Below are 16128 nucleotides of genomic sequence, written 5' to 3'. Positions count from 1 at the left end.
GGGCCCGGCCCACAGTTCTGGATGGATAGGAAGTCATGGCGATCAAGCATTGGGCAGCAGGTGTGGCGGTGGCGGCGTTCGCGGCCGTGGGCGCCTATGTGTACCTGGATACGGGCCGCTCCGTGGCGCCGGAGTCGAACTTCGTGCTGCTGGACGGCTCCAGCAAGTCCACCGCCGATCTGCGCGGCAAGGTCACGCTGGTGAATTTCTGGGCCACGAGCTGCACCACCTGCGTGGCCGAGATGCCCGAGATCGTGGCGACCTACAACAAGTACCACGCCAAGGGCTTCGACACCCTGGCCGTGGCCATGAGCTACGACCCGCCCAGCTACGTGGTGAACTTTGCCGAAACCCGCAAGCTTCCCTTCCAGGTCGCCATCGACAACACCGGCAAGGTGGCCCAGGCCTGGGGCGATGTGCGGCTCACGCCCTCGACCTTCATCGTGAACAAGCGCGGCGAGATCGTGAAGACCTACGTGGGCGCACCCAACTTCCCCGAGCTGCACCAGCTCATCGAAAAGCTGCTGGCCGAGACCTGAGCCGCTACGGCACCTTCAAAGGCAAAAGGCCGATTTCATGCGAAATCGGCCTTTGTCGCTTATGGGTTCAGCGCAAACAGCTACCATTTTAATAGCATGCGCATTGAGCGCGCGCGGCCCCGGCCAGCGGACGCCGCACAAGGGCTGTCCCGCCGCGCTGGCGTCGTCCCCCCTCCCGGAGCGCGCAGCGCGCAGAGAGAAGGGAGAAGCGGCAACGCCGCTCAGGGCGATGCACTTTACTTGGCGCGGTAGTTGTCGTGGCAGGCCTTGCAGGTGCCCGCGGCAGCGCCAAAGGCCGTCTTCAGGTTGTCCAGGCTGCCGGTCTTGGCCGCGGCGGCCAGCTTGACGGATTCGGCCTCGAGCTTCTCGGAGTGTTCCTTGAACTTGGCCTGCTCGGTCCAGATCTCGGGCAGCGCCTTGGTGGGAGCGCCCTTGTCCGTGCCCGCCCCGAAGCCCGCCCAGGGCAGCTTGGCCATGTGGGCCACCACATCCGCGTTCTCCTGCGCCGCCTTGGCATCGAACGGAATGCGCCCGTTGGCCATGGCACCGAGCCGGCCAAAGTGCTGGCCCATCACGAAGAGTGCGCTCTGGCGGTATTTGATGGCGTCCTCGGCCTTGGCGAACTGGGCGGAGGCCGGTGCCGACACGGTCAGCGTGGCAGCGGCAAGGGCGAACGCGGCAAGTGCTTTCATGGGGGTATTTCCTTTTTTCGTGGGGGGGGTAAATGCAAAAACCTTTTGACCCGCAGGGAGTATGCCGGTTTACCACGGGTTTCGCAGCGGCGCCCTCCTTCCGGGTTTACCCCGCCTCCTTCACAATGCGGCCATTCCCCTCCTCCTCAACACCCAGCCCACCGCCACCATGACGCAGCAGCACACCGTACGCATCTGGGACCTTCCCACCCGCATCTTCCACTGGACCCTGGCCGCCTGCGTCGTGGCACTGGTGGTCACGGCCAAGGTGGGCGGCAACGCCATGGAGTGGCATTTCCGGCTGGGCCACGTGGTGCTGGCGCTGCTGGTGTTCCGCGCCGTCTGGGGACTGATCGGCGGGCGCTGGTCGCGTTTCGCGAGCTTCCTGTACTCCCCCGCCCGGGTGCTGCGCTATGTGCGCGGCGCGGCGCACGCCGAGGACAGCATCGGCCACAGCCCCCTGGGGGCGCTGTCCGTGTTCGCGCTGCTGGCCGTGCTGGCCGCGCAGGTGGCAACCGGCCTGCTCAGCGATGACGAGATCGCCTTTGCCGGCCCGCTCACCCGGTTCGTGCCCAATGCGGTGGTGGGCCAGGCCACGGGCTACCACAAGGAAATCGGGCAGTACCTGGTGCTGGCGCTGGTGGCCTTGCACCTGCTGGCCATCGTGTTCTACGTGCTGGTGCGCAAGCAGCGCCTGGTCAAGCCCATGCTGCACGGCGACAAGCTGCTGGCGGCGCCCGCGCCTGCATCGCGCGACGATCTGGCCACCCGGGTGGTCGCGCTGGTGGTGCTGGGACTGAGCTTCGGGCTGGCCTGGTGGGTGTCGACACTGGCGGCGGCGCCCGGGTTCTGAACCGAACTGGCTACACTGCGGCTTCCGTCGTTTCACACCACTTTGTGCCTTGGACAAGCCTGCCGTCACCCTGCGGATCCCCTCCTCGCCTGCCGAGCTTCAGGCGGTCCGCGACATCTTCCGCGAATACGCCGACACCCTGGGCGTCGATCTGTGCTTTCAGGACTTCGAGAGCGAGCTGGCCCACCTGCCCGGCGACTATGCCGCGCCGCGCGGTGCCCTGCTGCTGGCCGAGGTGGAGGGTGCGATAGCGGGCTGCTGCGCCCTGCGGCCGCTGGATGCGGCCGACTACCCCAATGCGAGCGAGATGAAACGCCTGTACGTGCGCAAGGCGTTCCGTGGATTCGGCCTGGGCCGCGAGCTGGCCGAAGCCATGCTCGACCTCGCGCGGCAGGCAGGCTATGCCTGTGTGCTGCTCGATACCCTTGACGACATGGAGTCGGCGCGCGCGCTGTACACCGACCTGGGCTTCGAGGAGATTCCGCCCTACTACCACAACCCCATTGCGGGGGCCCACTACCTCAAGGTCGATATCTTCTGAGGTTTTTGGGCTCTGGCGCCTGGTTCACAAGCGCCAGAAGCTACCAATTGAATAGCAAATCAGGGCATCACGCCCTGGCCTGGGCCAGCAGGGTGTCGGCGTCGCTCACCTCGAACTTGCCAGGGGCCTCCACGTTGAGCGTGACCACCTTGCCATCGCGCACCAGCATCGAATAGCGGTTGCTGCGCAGGCCCAGGCCCTTGCCGTTCAGGTCCAGCGTCAGGCCGGTCGCCTTGGCGAAGGTGGCATCGCCGTCGCCCAGCATGCGCACCTTGCCGTCGGTCTTCTGGTCGCGCGCCCAGGCGCCCATCACGAAGGCATCGTTCACGCTCACGCACCAGATCTCGTCCACGCCGGCGGCCTTGAATTCGGCTGCCTTTTCCACGTAGCCAGGCACATGCTTGGCCGAGCAGGTGGGCGTGAAGGCGCCAGGCAGCGCGAACAGGGCAATCGTCTTGCCTGCCGTGGCCTTGTCCACCGGCACGGGATTCGGGCCGATGGAGCAGCCTTCGCCCTCGACTTCCGAGTATTCCATCAGGGTGCTGGCTGGCAGGGTGTCACCGACTTTGATCATTGATCTCTCCTTGGGTTGCTGGGGGTATTGAACACATTCGCCTGCAGGCCTGCAAAAAAACGCGGCCCACAAAACAAAACGACCCACATTGTGGGTCGTTTTGAGGGGCTGTGCTGCCTGGAAGCCGGGAGGGCTTAGAGCAGGCCGGCCTTTTGCACCAAGCGGGTGGCAACCCAGTTCTTGGTCTTGGAGAGCGGACGGCTCTCGGTGATTTCGATCACGTCGCCCAGCTTGTACTCGCCCTTTTCGTCATGGGCGTGGTACTTGCTCGACTTCGCAACGATCTTGCCGTAGAGCTCGTGCTTCACACGGCGCTCGACCAGCACGGTCACGGTCTTTTGACGCTTGTCGCTGACCACCTTGCCAACCAAGGTGCGCTTGAGGGATTTTTTAGGTTCCGTCATGTGGGCTCCTTACTTGGCGGCTTGCTTTTCAGCAAGAATGGTCTTGGCACGGGCGATATCGCGGCGGGTGGTGCGCAGCGTGTTGGTGTTACCCAGTTGCTGCGTGGCCTTTTGCATGCGCAGGCCGAAATGGGCCTTTTGCAGCGCCTTGATTTCGGCTTCGATGCCGGCGACGTCTTTTTGGCGCAGTTCAGTAGTCTTCATTGCTTGTTCTCCTGAATTACGCGCCGATCAGGCGGCTGACGAACGTGGTGCGCAGCGGCAGCTTGGCGGCAGCCAGGCGGAACGCTTCACGGGCCAGTTCTTCGGGCACACCGACGATCTCGAAAACGATCTTGCCGGGCTGGATTTCGGCCACGTAGTACTCGGGGTTGCCCTTACCGTTACCCATACGCACTTCTGCGGGCTTGGTAGAGATTGGCTTGTCCGGGAACACGCGGATCCAGATACGGCCGCCACGCTTGACGTGACGGGAGATTGCACGGCGTGCAGCCTCGATCTGACGGGCCGTCAGACGGCCACGGTCGGTGCACTTCAGACCGAAATCACCGAACGCAACGGAGGAACCCCGCGTTGCGACACCAGTGTTACGGCCCTTTTGCTCCTTGCGGTATTTGCGGCGAGCAGGTTGCAGCATAGTTATTCTCCTTTACCGTCCGCTGCTGTAGCGGGCGCGGCGACTTTGCGTACGCGCTTAACGGCGGTGTTATCAGCGCCACCAGCTTCCGCTGGCTTGTCGCTGCCGTCGGCCGGAGCGGTGTTGCCACCGACAGGACGACGTGGGCCACGGCCTGCGCCTGGACGGTCGCCACCTGGGCGGCCATCACGGCGTGGACCGCGTGGGCGGCGCTCTTCGTCTGGACGAGGCGTTTCCACGGCGGGCAGGTCATTGCGGCCCAGCGTGTCACCCTTGTAGACCCAGACCTTGACGCCGATCACACCGTAGGTGGTCTTGGCTTCAGAGGTACCGTAGTCGATGTCCGCACGCAGCGTGTGAAGTGGCACGCGGCCTTCGCGGTACCACTCGCAGCGAGCGATTTCGATACCGTTCAGACGGCCGGACGACATGATCTTGATGCCCTGGGCACCCAGACGCATGGCGTTCTGCATGGCGCGCTTCATGGCGCGGCGGAACATGATCCGCTTTTCGAGCTGTTGCGTGATGCTGTCGGCGATCAGCTTGGCATCGATTTCAGGCTTGCGCACTTCTTCGATGTTCACTGCGACGGGCACGCCCAGGCGAGCAGCGAGTTCCTTCTTGAGGTTCTCGATGTCTTCACCCTTCTTGCCGATCACCACACCAGGACGAGCCGAGTAAATGGTGATGCGGGCGTTCTTGGCAGGACGCTCGATCAGGATGCGCGACACGGCGGCGTTCTTCAACTTGGCCTTCAGGTACTCACGCACCTTGATGTCTTCGGCCAGCATGCCCGCGAAATCGCGGTTGCTGGCGTACCAACGGCTGGACCAGTTGCGGCTGACCGCAAGGCGGAAGCCGGTAGGATGGATTTTCTGTCCCATAGTCTTCCCGAGCCTTTAGTTGCCAACCGTCACGTACACATGGCACGTGGGCTTGCTGATGCGATTGCCGCGGCCTTTGGCGCGCGCGGTGAAGCGCTTGAGCGTGGTGCCTTGTTCGACGTAGATGGTCTTGACCTTCAGTTCGTCGATGTCGGCGCCATCGTTGTGTTCGGCGTTGGCGATGGCCGACTCCAGAACCTTCTTGACGATTCCCGCAGCTTTTTTCTGCGTGAAGTTCAGGATGTTCAGAGCCTGGTCCACCTTCTTGCCGCGGATCAGATCGGCGACCAGACGGCCCTTGTCGACCGACAGACGGACGCCCCGGAGGACTGCACGTGTTTCAGACATGGTCGTTCCTTACTTCTTCGCTTTTTTGTCAGCGGGGTGACCCTTGAAGGTGCGCGTCAGGGCGAATTCGCCCAGCTTGTGGCCCACCATCTGGTCGGTGACATAGACAGGTACGTGCTGCTTGCCGTTGTGCACGGCAATGGTCAGACCGATGAACTCGGGCAGAACCATGGAGCGACGCGACCAGGTCTTGACTGGTTTCTTGTCCTTGGTGGCAACGGCCTTTTCGACCTTGGCCAGCAAGTGATGGTCAACAAATGGACCCTTTTTAAGAGAGCGAGTCATCTGTTACCCCTTACTTCTTGCGACGCGACACGATCATGATCTGTGTGCGCTTGTTGTTACGGGTGCGATAACCCTTGGTCAGATTGCCCCAAGGATCGACTGCATGGCGGCCTTCGCCGGTGCGGCCTTCGCCACCACCGTGAGGGTGATCCACCGGGTTCATGGCAACGCCGCGAACCGTGGGACGAATACCCATCCAGCGCTTCACACCGGCCTTGCCCAGTTGGCGCAGGCTGTGTTCTTCGTTGGCCACTTCGCCAATGGTGGCGCGGCATTCGATGTGGATCTTGCGAACTTCACCCGAGCGCATGCGCACCTGGGCGTAAACGCCTTCGCGGGCCAGCAGCGTTGCCGAAGCACCTGCCGAGCGGGCGATCTGCGCACCGGCACCGGGCTTGAGCTCGATGCAGTGGATGGTCGAACCCACGGGGATGTTGCGGATCGGCAGCGTGTTGCCAGCGCGGATCGGGGCTTCCGAACCGGACAGCAGGGTTGCGCCCACTTCCAGGTTGCGGGGAGCGATGATGTAGCGGCGCTCGCCGTCGGCATAGCACACCAGAGCGATGTGGGCCGTACGGTTGGGGTCGTACTCGATGCGCTCAACCTTGGCCGGAATGCCGTCCTTGTTGCGCTTGAAGTCCACCACGCGGTAGTGGTGCTTGTGACCACCGCCCTTGTGGCGGGTGGTGATGTGACCGTTGTTGTTACGGCCGGCCTTCTGGAATTGTGGTTCCAGCAGAGGGGCGTACGCTTCACCCTTGTACAGGTGGTCACGCGTGACCTTCACCACGGCACGTTGGCCGGGCGAAGTGGGTTTCATCTTGATGACAGCCATGATTACGCGGCCTCCCCGGAGAGGTTCAGCTCTTGACCTGGCTGCAGCGTGACGTATGCCTTGCGAACGTTGTCGCGGCGGCCGACGGTCTTGCCGAAGCGCTTGGTCTTGCCTTTGGTGTTCACCACAGAAACGCCCTTGACCTCGACCTTGAACATCAATTCCACAGCGGCCTTGATTTCTGGCTTGGTAGCGTTCTGCAGCACCTTGAACGTCACAGCATTGGACTTCTCGGCAACCATGGTGGCCTTTTCGGACACGATGGGAGCGACCAGCACTTGCATCAGACGACCTTCGTCAAACTTGAGTGTGCTCATGCGAACATCTCCTTGAGTTTGTCGATTGCACCCTTGGTGACGAGCACTTTCTTGAAACGGACCAGCGACACGGGATCTGCGTAACGGGGCTCGACGACGAGCACGTTCACCAGATTGCGCGAAGCCAGGTACAGGTTTTCGTCCACTTCATCGGCGATCACCATCACCGATTGCAGGTTCATCGCCTTGAACTTGTCAGCCAGGACCTTGGTCTTGGGCGAGTCCAGCTTCAGCGAGTCGACCACAGCCAGACGGCCTTCGCGGGCCAGCTGCGACAAGATGGCAGACATACCAGCGCGGTACATCTTCTTGTTGATCTTCTGCGTGAAGTTTTCGTCAGGCATGTTCGGGAAAATCCGACCGCCCCCGCGCCACAGTGGCGACGAGGTCATACCTGCACGTGCGTTACCCGTACCCTTTTGCTTGAAAGGCTTCTTGGTCGAGTGACGGACTTGCTCGCGGTCCTTCTGGGCGCGAGTGCCTTGGCGGGCGTTGGCCTGATAGGCCACCACGATCTGGTGCACCAGATCTTCGTTGTATTCACGACCGAACACGGTTTCAGGAACATCCAGCTTGGATGCGCCCTGGCCTTGGTCATTCAGGAGTTCGAGCTGCATTAGTTCGCTCCTTTGGAGGCTTTGGCCTTGACCGCTGGACGCACCGTCACGAACCCACCCTTGGAGCCCGGAATAGCGCCCTTGATCAAGAGCAGTTGACGCGCTTCGTCGATGCGGATCACATCGAGGTTTTGCGTGGTCTTGGTGACATCGCCGAGGTGGCCCGTCATGCGCTTGCCGGGGAACACACGACCTGGGTCTTGTGCCATACCGATCGAGCCAGGCACGTTGTGCGAACGGCTGTTACCGTGCGACGCGCGCTGCGAGCTCATGTTGTGGCGCTTGATGGTACCGGCGTAGCCTTTACCGATCGAGGTGCCTTGCACGTCGACCTTCTGACCCACGGAGAACACGGACGTCACAGCCACCGAAGCGCCAGCTTGGTACTGGGCTGCGGTATCGGCGGTCACGCGGAATTCCTGGATGATTTCACCGGCTTCCACACCTGCCTTGGCAAGGTGGCCGGCTTCTGGCTTGGTCACGCGCGATGCTTTGCGCGAACCGAACGTGACCTGCAGGGCCACGTAGCCATCGTTCTCTTGGGTTTTGATCTGGGTAACGCGGTTGTTGGACACATCCACCACCGTGACAGGCACTGCGTCCCCATCATCGGTGAACAGACGCATCATGCCCACTTTGCGACCCAGCAACCCGAGGGAGTTGCTCAGACTCATTGGTTTTCTCCAAAACTCTCACCGCCGCAACTTCAATTGGCTACGGCGTTTCCGCAAGCTCTCGCCTGCGTGCATGAAAGAAGGTTAATAAAACTCCGCACGGCCGGCACCTTTTCAAAGGCGCAAATCGAGCGAAGCCCTAAAGTATAACGCGAACTGCTTTCGCAAGCAAGTTCGCGTTATTTCGGACCTTACGGGGTGGGCGAACCCACCCCGCAAAAGCCATTACTGCAGCTTGATTTCGACGTCCACGCCCGCGGGCAGGTCGAGCTTCATCAGGGCGTCCACGGTCTTGTCCGTAGGGTCCACGATGTCCATCAGGCGCTGGTGCGTGCGGATTTCGAGCTGGTCGCGGCTGGTCTTGTTGACGTGCGGCGAGCGCAGGATGTCGAAACGCTTCATGCGCGTCGGCAGGGGCACAGGGCCCTTGACGATGGCGCCGGTGCGCTTGGCGGTGTCAACGATCTCGGCAGCGGACTGGTCGATCAGCTTGTAGTCAAACGCCTTCAGGCGGATGCGGATTTTTTGCTTGGACATGGCAAGTTCCTTGTTCTGCTTATGAATTAAGCAATGATCTTGGCCACGACGCCAGCGCCGACCGTACGGCCGCCTTCGCGGATGGCGAAGCGCAGGCCTTCTTCCATGGCGATGGGGTTGATCAGCTTGACGGTGATCGACACGTTGTCGCCAGGCATGACCATTTCCTTGTCGGCCGGCAGCTCGATGGCGCCGGTCACGTCGGTCGTGCGGAAGTAGAACTGTGGGCGGTAGTTGTTGAAGAACGGGGTGTGGCGGCCGCCTTCGTCCTTGCTCAGCACATACACTTCAGCGGTGAAGTGGGTGTGGGGCTTGATCGAGCCGGGCTTGCACAGCACTTGGCCGCGCTCCACGTCTTCGCGCTTGGTGCCGCGCAGCAGCAGGCCAACGTTGTCGCCAGCTTGACCTTGGTCCAGCAGCTTGCGGAACATTTCCACGCCCGTGCAGATGGTCTTTTGCGTGTCGCGGATACCGACGATTTCGATTTCTTCGCCGACCTTGATGATGCCGCGCTCGACGCGACCGGTCACCACGGTGCCGCGGCCGGAGATGGAGAACACGTCTTCCACGGGCATCAGGAAGGCACCGTCCACAGCGCGCTCTGGCGTGGGGATGTAGGTGTCCAGCGCTTCGGCCAGCTTCATGATGGCTTCTTCACCCAGCTTGCCCTTGTCGCCTTCCAGGGCGAGCTTGGCAGAACCACGGATGATGGGGGTGTCGTCGCCTGGGAAGTCGTACTTGTCCAGGAGTTCGCGCACTTCCATTTCGACGAGTTCCAGCAGTTCTTCGTCGTCCACCATGTCGCACTTGTTCAGGAACACGATGATGTAAGGCACGCCCACCTGGCGGGCCAGCAGGATGTGTTCACGGGTCTGGGGCATGGGGCCGTCAGCAGCCGAGCACACCAGGATGGCGCCGTCCATCTGGGCAGCGCCGGTGATCATGTTCTTCACATAGTCGGCGTGGCCGGGGCAGTCCACGTGGGCGTAGTGGCGGTTGGCCGTTTCGTATTCCACGTGCGCGGTGTTGATCGTGATGCCGCGGGCCTTTTCTTCGGGCGCCGCATCGATCTGGTCGTATGCCTTGGCTTCGCCGCCGAACTTGGCGGACAGCACGGTGGCGATGGCCGCCGTCAGCGTCGTCTTGCCATGGTCCACGTGGCCGATCGTGCCCACGTTGACGTGAGGCTTGGTCCGTTCGAATTTACCTTTTGCCATTTTGAATCTCCAAAGAGCAATGCCTGTGTTGGGGTTTAACGTCTGCACCCGATTGCTGGTTCGTCCCGCACAGGGCAACAGGACGGCACCGGGTCGCAGATTGCAAGAATTTTGCTACTGTTTTAATAGCTGCTAGCGCTTTATAGACAAGCGCCAGCAGCCAATTTGACTCAAAAAAAAGAGGAAAGGCTGCCCAGGGCAGACCTTTCACTCGACGCGCTTACTTGGCGCGTGCAGCCATGATGGCTTCGGACACGTTGCGAGGCGCTTCGCTGTAGTGCTTGAATTCCATCGAGTACGTGGCGCGGCCTTGCGTCGCGGAACGCAGCGAGGTCGAGTAGCCGAACATTTCCGACAGCGGCACTTCGGCGCGGATGGCCTTGCCACCGCCCGGGATGTCGTCCATGCCCTGGACCATGCCACGGCGGGAGGACAGATCGCCCATCACCGTGCCGGCGTAGTCTTCAGGCGTTTCCACTTCCACGGCCATCATGGGTTCCAGGATGACGGGGTTGGCCTTGCGGCAGCCTTCCTTGAAGCCGAAGATGGCAGCCATCTTGAACGCCAGTTCGTTCGAGTCCACATCGTGGTACGAACCGAAGTGCAGCGTGACCTTGACGTCCACCACGGGGTAGCCGGCCAGCACGCCTTGCGTGACGGCTTCGTTGATACCCTTTTCCACGGCCGGGATGAATTCGCGAGGAACCACACCGCCCTTGATCGCGTCGACGAACTCGATGCCCTTGCCGGCTTCGTTGGGTTCGATCTTGAGCACGACGTGGCCGTACTGGCCCTTGCCGCCGGACTGGCGCACGAACTTGCCTTCGGCTTCTTCCACCGTCTTGCGGATGGTTTCGCGGTAGGCCACCTGGGGCTTGCCCACGTTGGCTTCCACGCCGAATTCACGCTTCATGCGGTCCACGATGATTTCCAGGTGCAGCTCGCCCATGCCGGCGATCAGCGTCTGGCCCGATTCTTCGTCGGTCTTCACGCGGAAGGATGGATCTTCTGCAGCCAGGCGCTGCAGCGCGATGCCCATCTTTTCCTGGTCGGCCTTGGTCTTGGGTTCCACGGCCTGCGTGATCACGGGCTCAGGGAACACCATGCGCTCCAGAATGATCTGGGAGTCGATGTCGCTCAGCGTTTCACCGGTCGTCACGTCCTTCAGGCCCACGCAGGCAGCGATGTCGCCGGCGCGGATTTCTTCGACTTCCTGACGCTCGTTGGCGTGCATCTGCACGATACGGCCGATACGTTCCTTCTTGCCCTTGATGGGGTTGTAGACGGTGTCGCCCTTGCTCAGAACGCCGGAGTACACGCGCACGAAGGTCAGCTGGCCCACGAACGGGTCGGTCATCAGCTTGAATGCCAGGGCCGAGAACTTCTCGTTGTCATCCGCCTTGCGGGTGACAGGCTTTTCGTCTTCGTCCGTGCCGGTCACGTCAGGAATGTCCGTCGGTGCTGGCAGGTAGTCGATCACGGCGTCCAGCATGCGCTGCACACCCTTGTTCTTGAAAGCGGTACCGCACAGCATCGGGTGGATTTCCGTGGCGATGGTACGCGTACGCAGGCCGAACTTGATCTCGGCTTCGGAGAGGTCGCCCTCTTCCAGGTACTTGTTCATCAGCTCTTCGGAGGCTTCGGCAGCGGCTTCCACCATCTTCTCGCGCCATTCCTTGGCGGATGCGACCAGGTCGGCTGGAATTTCTTCGTAGGTGAACTTCATGCCCTGCGAGGCTTCATCCCACAGGATGGCCTTCATCTTGAGCAGGTCGACCACGCCGGTGAACTTGTCTTCGGCGCCGATCGGGATCACCACGGGCACGGGGTTGGCCTTCAGGCGCAGCTTCATCTGCTCGTAGACCTTGAAGAAGTTGGCACCGGTACGGTCCATCTTGTTCACGAAGGCCAGACGGGGCACCTTGTACTTGTTGGCCTGGCGCCAGACGGTTTCCGACTGGGGCTGCACGCCACCCACGGCGCAGTACACCATGCAGGCGCCGTCGAGCACGCGCATCGAACGTTCCACTTCGATCGTGAAGTCCACGTGACCGGGGGTGTCGATGATGTTGAAGCGGTGCTCTTCGTAGGAGTTGTCCATGCCCTTCCAGAAGCAGGTCGTGGCAGCCGAGGTGATCGTGATGCCGCGCTCTTGTTCCTGCTCCATCCAGTCCATGGTGGCAGCGCCGTCGTGCACTTCACCAATCTTGTGGCTCACGCCCGTGTAGAACAGGATACGTTCGGTGGTCGTGGTCTTGCCAGCGTCAATGTGGGCCGAGATACCGATATTGCGGTAGCGCTCGATGGGAGTCTTGCGAGCCATGGTGGATCCTTGGATGGGTCGTGTTATTCAGGGGAAGGGCCCAGCATTGTGGCGCTGCGACCCGTCAATTTTGTGACCGCCTCAATCGCCACAAGGCTGCAGGCAAGAATGCCGGCAGCCTTGCGCTTGGCGACGAGGGCAGTTCGTCGATTTAGAAGCGGAAGTGGCTGAATGCCTTGTTGGCTTCGGCCATGCGGTGCACTTCGTCACGCTTCTTCATGGCGCCGCCACGGCCTTCGGTGGCTTCGAGCAGCTCGTTGGCCAGACGCTGGGCCATCGACTTCTCGCCGCGCTTGCGGGCGGCTTCCTTGATCCAGCGCATGGACAGGGCCAGGCGACGGACAGGGCGCACTTCGACGGGCACCTGGTAGTTGGCACCGCCCACGCGGCGGGACTTCACTTCGACCATGGGCTTCACGTTGTTGATGGCAACGGTGAACGCTTCCAGAGGGTCCTTGTCAGGGTGCTTCTTCTCGATCAGTTCCAGGGCGCCGTAAATGATGCGCTCTGCAACTGCCTTCTTGCCGCCTTCCATGATCACGTTCATGAATTTGGACAGCTCTACATTGCCGAACTTGGGATCCGGCAGGATTTCACGTTTGGGGACTTCGCGACGACGTGGCATTTTTCACCTCTATCTTTGCTTCAGTTGGCATCTTTTCAGACACCGCGAGAGCCAATCAGGACTCCCACTTACTCGACCCGCGCAGAACACCTGCGTTTGGGGTCACTACGCTGCATCACCGCGCCACGCGGGAGACAGCACCGAAAATTCTGTTGTGCAAAAGCGCAGGGCTTACTTGGCCTTGGGCTTCTTGGCACCGTACTTGGAGCGCGATTGCTTGCGGTCTTTCACGCCTTGCAAGTCGAGCGAACCGCGCACGATGTGGTAACGCACACCGGGCAAGTCCTTGACACGACCGCCGCGAACCAGCACCACGCTGTGTTCCTGCAGGTTGTGGCCTTCACCGCCGATGTAGGAAATCACTTCGAAACCGTTGGTCAGGCGAACCTTGGCGACCTTCCGCAGAGCGGAGTTAGGCTTCTTTGGCGTCGTGGTGTACACACGGGTGCACACGCCGCGGCGCTGGGGGGAGTTCTCCATCGCAGGGCTCTTGGACTTGATCTTTTCGACCTCGCGCCCCTGACGGACTAGTTGATTGATGGTTGGCATGAAATACGTCCCTAAACGTAAAAAACGAAAACGTGAAACCCTTCGGAAATTCCGAAAAGCCTTCTAATGTAGCAGCAAGGGTGTAAAGAGGCAAGCCGCAGCGGCTTTCTCAAAAAACCACGCCACACGGATGGCCTGAACCTGCCATTGCCGACGGCCGTCGAAAGCGCACGGCAAATGTGAGGGCAGCCGTGCAAGGGCCGCCCCGCCGCACTGGCTGCGTCCCCCTTCCCGAATGGTGCAGCCATTCGAGAGGAGGGGTGAAGGCGCGAAAGCGCCTCAGGGGGTTGCACCCTATTTAATCCACAGCCGGATCGCATCCCAGGCCCGGCCCAGGATCCCCGCCTGCTCCACGCCTTCGAGCGCGATGAGGGGCACCTCGGCCAGGGCCTGCTCGCCCAGCATCACCTTGAGGTGGCCGACGGACTGGCCCTTGGTGAACGGTGCCACCAGCGGGTCGGGCCGCGCGATCTGCGTGGTGATCTTGCCTGCGCTGCCCGAGGGCACCGCCACGACGATGGCTTCCTCGCGGCCGATCTTGAGGGTGTTTTCCGTGCCCTTCCAGACGGCGGGCGTGGCCACGGGCTTGCCGGCCTCGAACAGCTTGACGGCCTCGAACGCGGTATAGCCCCAGTTCAACAGCTTCTGGCTTTCATTCGCACGCGCATTTTCGCTGGCGGCCCCGAGCACGATGGACAGCAGGCGGCGCTGGCCCACGCCGGGGAATTCACGCTTGGACGTGGCCACCAGGCAGTAGCCCGCGGCAGCGGTATGGCCGGTCTTGAGCCCGTCCACCGTCGGGTCGCGGAACAGCAGCGAATTGCGGTTGCTCCCGTTCGACGCGGGAGTGCCGGGGTAGCTGTACTGCTTGGTGGAGTAGTAGTGCATGTACTCCGGGAAGTCCTTCATCAGGCGCATGGCCAGCACGGAAAGGTCGCGCGCGGTGGTGGTGTGGCCGGGTTCGGTGAGGCCTTCGGGGTTCTTGTAGCTCGTGCCCTTCATGCCCAGTGCCTGGGCCTGGTCGTTCATGAGCTTGACGAAGTTCTCGGCCGTGCCGCCCACGCCTTCGGCCAGCGCCATGGTGGCGTCGTTGCCCGACTGCACGATCATGCCCTTGATGAGGTCTTCCACCGGCACCTGCATCTTGGGGTCGATGAACATGCGCGAGCCGGGCATCTTCCAGGCGCGCACGCTCACGGGCAGCTTCTGCTCCAGGGAAATCTTCTTGGCGCGCAACGCATCAAACACCAGGTAGCCGGTCATGAGCTTGGTGAGCGAGGCCTGCTCGACGGGAGCATCGATGTCCTTGGCCGCGAGCACCTGGTTGGCGGTGACATCCACCAGCAGGTATGTGCGCGCGGCGATTTCGGGAGGTTGTGGCGCCTGGGCAAAGGCCCCGAAGGCGGCAGGGGCCACCGCAGCAAGGACGGCCAGGGATCGCAGCGCGGACAGGATTCGTTTCATGGGGCAATAGGGGGCTGGAAAGGCTCGAGAAAAAAAGGGAATGAAGAAAAAAGACGGGACAGGAAGAGGAAGGCGCGGCGGCGTGGCCTGCCGCGGCCGGGGCGTTTCAGCCCCCCGACCGCAGGTGGCGCACCACCAGATTTTTCAGAAGCGGCAATTGTCCGTGAAAGAAATGGCCGCCCGCGGGAATGACTGTGACAGGCAGTATCTGGGGCCGCGCCCAGTCCATCACGGCGGAAAGCGGCACGGTGTCGTCCTGCTCGCCATGCACGACCAGGGTCTGCAGATGGGCGTCGGGGGGCACCGGGGCGACGGTGAAGCGGCTGGCCGCGGTGCCCACCAGCACCGCGTGGTCCACGCGGCCCTGCGGCCAGAGGGCGGCCAGCGCGTGGCTGGTGACGAATGCGCCGAACGAAAAACCCGCCAGCGCGATGCGCGGCCCCGCGTCGCCCGCGGGCGCCACCTGTTCCACCACGGCCAGCAGGTCCTGCAGCTCGCCCCGGCCTTCGTCGTGCACGCCTTCGCTGCCGCCCACACCCCGGAAGTTGAAGCGCACCGCCGTCCAGCCGCACTGCACGAAGGCGCGCGCCAGCGTCTGCACCACCTTGTTGTCCATGGTGCCGCCAAAGAGGGGATGGGGGTGCGCGATGATGGCCACGCCCCGGGGAGGCGCACCGCCGTCGGGCGCGGCGGCATCGCGCACGGCCTCGATGGCGCCAGCGGCGCCGGACAAGCTCAGGCGTTCGGTTTGGGCATTCACGAATTGCTACTCAATCAATAGCTGTTAGCGCACGGCAGTCGTGCGCCAGCGGCTGAAATCATTCCAAAGTCCAGGATGGAGGCGCTTTCAGCGCCCGAGTTCCGCCGGTGGCACCAGGCGTTCCACGATCTGGCCATTCTTGAGGTGCGACTCGACGATCTCGTCGATGTCGGCATCGTCGACATAGGTGTACCAGGTGCCTTCGGGGTAGACCACCGCGACGGGGCCGGCCGCGCAGCGGTCCAGGCAGCCCGCCTTGTTCACGCGCACCTTGCCGGCGCCCGCCAGGCCGGCCGCCTTGACCTGCGCCTTGCAGCGGTCAAAGCCCGCCTGCGCGTTGTGGTGGGCGCAGCTGTCTTCGCCGTTGGTCCGGTCGTTCAGGCAGAAAAAGATGTGGCGCTGGTAGTAGCCGGGCGCTGCGGCCGGCGAGGGGTTGGTGTCGCTCATCCACCC

23 protein-coding genes are annotated in these 16128 nt (G+C 62.3%); 3 read left to right on the top strand and 20 right to left on the bottom strand.

Translation table 11 applies throughout. From position 1 onward, the window contains the following. Nucleotides 1–35 precede the first annotated feature (35 nt). Nucleotides 36–539: a TlpA disulfide reductase family protein gene (locus AC1RCS_RS01380; protein WP_218298012.1), complete on the top strand. Its 504-nt coding sequence runs from the start codon at nucleotides 36–38 to the stop codon at nucleotides 537–539. 236 nt (nucleotides 540–775) lie between these two features. On the opposite strand, the gene AC1RCS_RS01375 is transcribed toward AC1RCS_RS01380, so the two are convergent. After that, complete coding sequence (locus tag AC1RCS_RS01375; protein ID WP_218298011.1) at nucleotides 776–1231, bottom strand: c-type cytochrome; 456 nt, start codon at nucleotides 1229–1231, stop codon at nucleotides 776–778. Between the two features lie 169 nt (nucleotides 1232–1400). Between AC1RCS_RS01375 and AC1RCS_RS01370 the strand changes: the two genes are divergently transcribed. Further along, nucleotides 1401–2084 carry a cytochrome b/b6 domain-containing protein gene (locus AC1RCS_RS01370; protein WP_492244708.1) on the top strand — a complete coding sequence of 228 codons (684 nt, stop codon included), beginning with the start codon at nucleotides 1401–1403 and terminating at the stop codon, nucleotides 2082–2084. A 49-nt stretch (nucleotides 2085–2133) separates the two neighbouring features. Continuing rightward, the gene (locus AC1RCS_RS01365; protein ID WP_218298009.1) at nucleotides 2134–2625 is read left to right on the top strand and encodes a GNAT family N-acetyltransferase; all 492 of its coding nucleotides are present in this window, start codon (nucleotides 2134–2136) and stop codon (nucleotides 2623–2625) included. A 67-nt stretch (nucleotides 2626–2692) separates the two neighbouring features. Here AC1RCS_RS01365 and AC1RCS_RS01360 read toward each other — a convergent pair whose 3' ends face one another. From AC1RCS_RS01360 to AC1RCS_RS01270, 19 genes are all read right to left on the bottom strand, one after another. Then, nucleotides 2693–3199 (bottom strand): peroxiredoxin, encoded by a 507-nt coding sequence (locus tag AC1RCS_RS01360; RefSeq protein WP_218341849.1) that lies wholly within the window; start codon nucleotides 3197–3199, stop codon nucleotides 2693–2695. Nucleotides 3200–3333: 134 nt separating this feature from the next. Further along, nucleotides 3334–3603 (bottom strand): 30S ribosomal protein S17, encoded by a 270-nt coding sequence (gene rpsQ / locus AC1RCS_RS01355; RefSeq protein WP_218298007.1) that lies wholly within the window; start codon nucleotides 3601–3603, stop codon nucleotides 3334–3336. A 9-nt stretch (nucleotides 3604–3612) separates the two neighbouring features. Then, nucleotides 3613–3807, bottom strand: coding sequence for a 50S ribosomal protein L29 (gene rpmC / locus AC1RCS_RS01350; RefSeq protein WP_008906429.1), 195 nt, complete (start codon nucleotides 3805–3807; stop codon nucleotides 3613–3615). A 16-nt stretch (nucleotides 3808–3823) separates the two neighbouring features. Then, nucleotides 3824–4240, bottom strand: coding sequence for a 50S ribosomal protein L16 (rplP, locus tag AC1RCS_RS01345; protein WP_218298006.1), 417 nt, complete (start codon nucleotides 4238–4240; stop codon nucleotides 3824–3826). Nucleotides 4241–4242: 2 nt separating this feature from the next. Next, nucleotides 4243–5124 carry a 30S ribosomal protein S3 gene (gene rpsC / locus AC1RCS_RS01340; protein ID WP_142149114.1) on the bottom strand — a complete coding sequence of 294 codons (882 nt, stop codon included), beginning with the start codon at nucleotides 5122–5124 and terminating at the stop codon, nucleotides 4243–4245. 15 nt (nucleotides 5125–5139) lie between these two features. Next, complete coding sequence (gene rplV, locus AC1RCS_RS01335) at nucleotides 5140–5472, bottom strand: 50S ribosomal protein L22 (RefSeq protein ID WP_007847806.1); 333 nt, start codon at nucleotides 5470–5472, stop codon at nucleotides 5140–5142. A 9-nt stretch (nucleotides 5473–5481) separates the two neighbouring features. After that, complete coding sequence (gene rpsS, locus AC1RCS_RS01330; RefSeq protein WP_010467177.1) at nucleotides 5482–5757, bottom strand: 30S ribosomal protein S19; 276 nt, start codon at nucleotides 5755–5757, stop codon at nucleotides 5482–5484. Nucleotides 5758–5767: 10 nt separating this feature from the next. Then, a complete protein-coding gene (gene rplB / locus AC1RCS_RS01325) occupies nucleotides 5768–6592 on the bottom strand; it encodes a 50S ribosomal protein L2 (protein WP_010467175.1) in 825 nt (274 codons plus the stop codon). A gap of 2 nt (nucleotides 6593–6594) precedes the next feature. Beyond that, entirely contained in the window at nucleotides 6595–6909 is a 315-nt protein-coding gene (gene rplW, locus AC1RCS_RS01320) for a 50S ribosomal protein L23 (protein WP_007847815.1), read from the bottom strand. Beyond that, a complete protein-coding gene (gene rplD / locus AC1RCS_RS01315) occupies nucleotides 6906–7526 on the bottom strand; it encodes a 50S ribosomal protein L4 (protein WP_008906425.1) in 621 nt (206 codons plus the stop codon). The genes rplW and rplD overlap by 4 nt, the downstream gene beginning before the upstream one ends. Beyond that, a complete protein-coding gene (rplC, locus tag AC1RCS_RS01310) occupies nucleotides 7526–8200 on the bottom strand; it encodes a 50S ribosomal protein L3 (protein WP_218298005.1) in 675 nt (224 codons plus the stop codon). Before rplC ends, rplD begins: the two co-directional genes overlap by 1 nt. Nucleotides 8201–8425: 225 nt before the next feature. Further along, nucleotides 8426–8737 (bottom strand): 30S ribosomal protein S10, encoded by a 312-nt coding sequence (gene rpsJ / locus AC1RCS_RS01305; protein WP_005796953.1) that lies wholly within the window; start codon nucleotides 8735–8737, stop codon nucleotides 8426–8428. Between the two features lie 26 nt (nucleotides 8738–8763). After that, entirely contained in the window at nucleotides 8764–9954 is a 1191-nt protein-coding gene (gene tuf / locus AC1RCS_RS01300; protein WP_056642984.1) for an elongation factor Tu, read from the bottom strand. Between the two features lie 220 nt (nucleotides 9955–10174). Then, entirely contained in the window at nucleotides 10175–12277 is a 2103-nt protein-coding gene (gene fusA, locus AC1RCS_RS01295; RefSeq protein ID WP_218296707.1) for an elongation factor G, read from the bottom strand. A 151-nt stretch (nucleotides 12278–12428) separates the two neighbouring features. Then, entirely contained in the window at nucleotides 12429–12902 is a 474-nt protein-coding gene (gene rpsG / locus AC1RCS_RS01290; protein ID WP_005798541.1) for a 30S ribosomal protein S7, read from the bottom strand. Nucleotides 12903–13073: 171 nt separating this feature from the next. After that, a complete protein-coding gene (gene rpsL / locus AC1RCS_RS01285; RefSeq protein WP_007851137.1) occupies nucleotides 13074–13451 on the bottom strand; it encodes a 30S ribosomal protein S12 in 378 nt (125 codons plus the stop codon). Nucleotides 13452–13745: 294 nt separating this feature from the next. Next, nucleotides 13746–14915, bottom strand: a complete 1170-nt coding sequence (locus AC1RCS_RS01280; RefSeq protein WP_369641148.1) for a D-alanyl-D-alanine carboxypeptidase family protein — start codon at nucleotides 14913–14915, stop codon at nucleotides 13746–13748. Nucleotides 14916–15021: 106 nt separating this feature from the next. Further along, a complete protein-coding gene (locus AC1RCS_RS01275; protein WP_218339103.1) occupies nucleotides 15022–15675 on the bottom strand; it encodes an alpha/beta hydrolase in 654 nt (217 codons plus the stop codon). An 87-nt stretch (nucleotides 15676–15762) separates the two neighbouring features. Beyond that, on the bottom strand, nucleotides 15763–16122 hold the full coding sequence (locus tag AC1RCS_RS01270) for a (2Fe-2S) ferredoxin domain-containing protein (protein ID WP_218296704.1): 360 nt from the start codon (nucleotides 16120–16122) through the stop codon (nucleotides 15763–15765). Nucleotides 16123–16128: the final 6 nt, after the last annotated feature.

This window comes from Acidovorax sp. GW823-FHT01C06 (assembly GCF_058798375.1).
The sequence above is the reverse complement of the archived record's forward strand: the minus strand, read 5'-3'. Positions and strand labels throughout refer to the sequence as shown.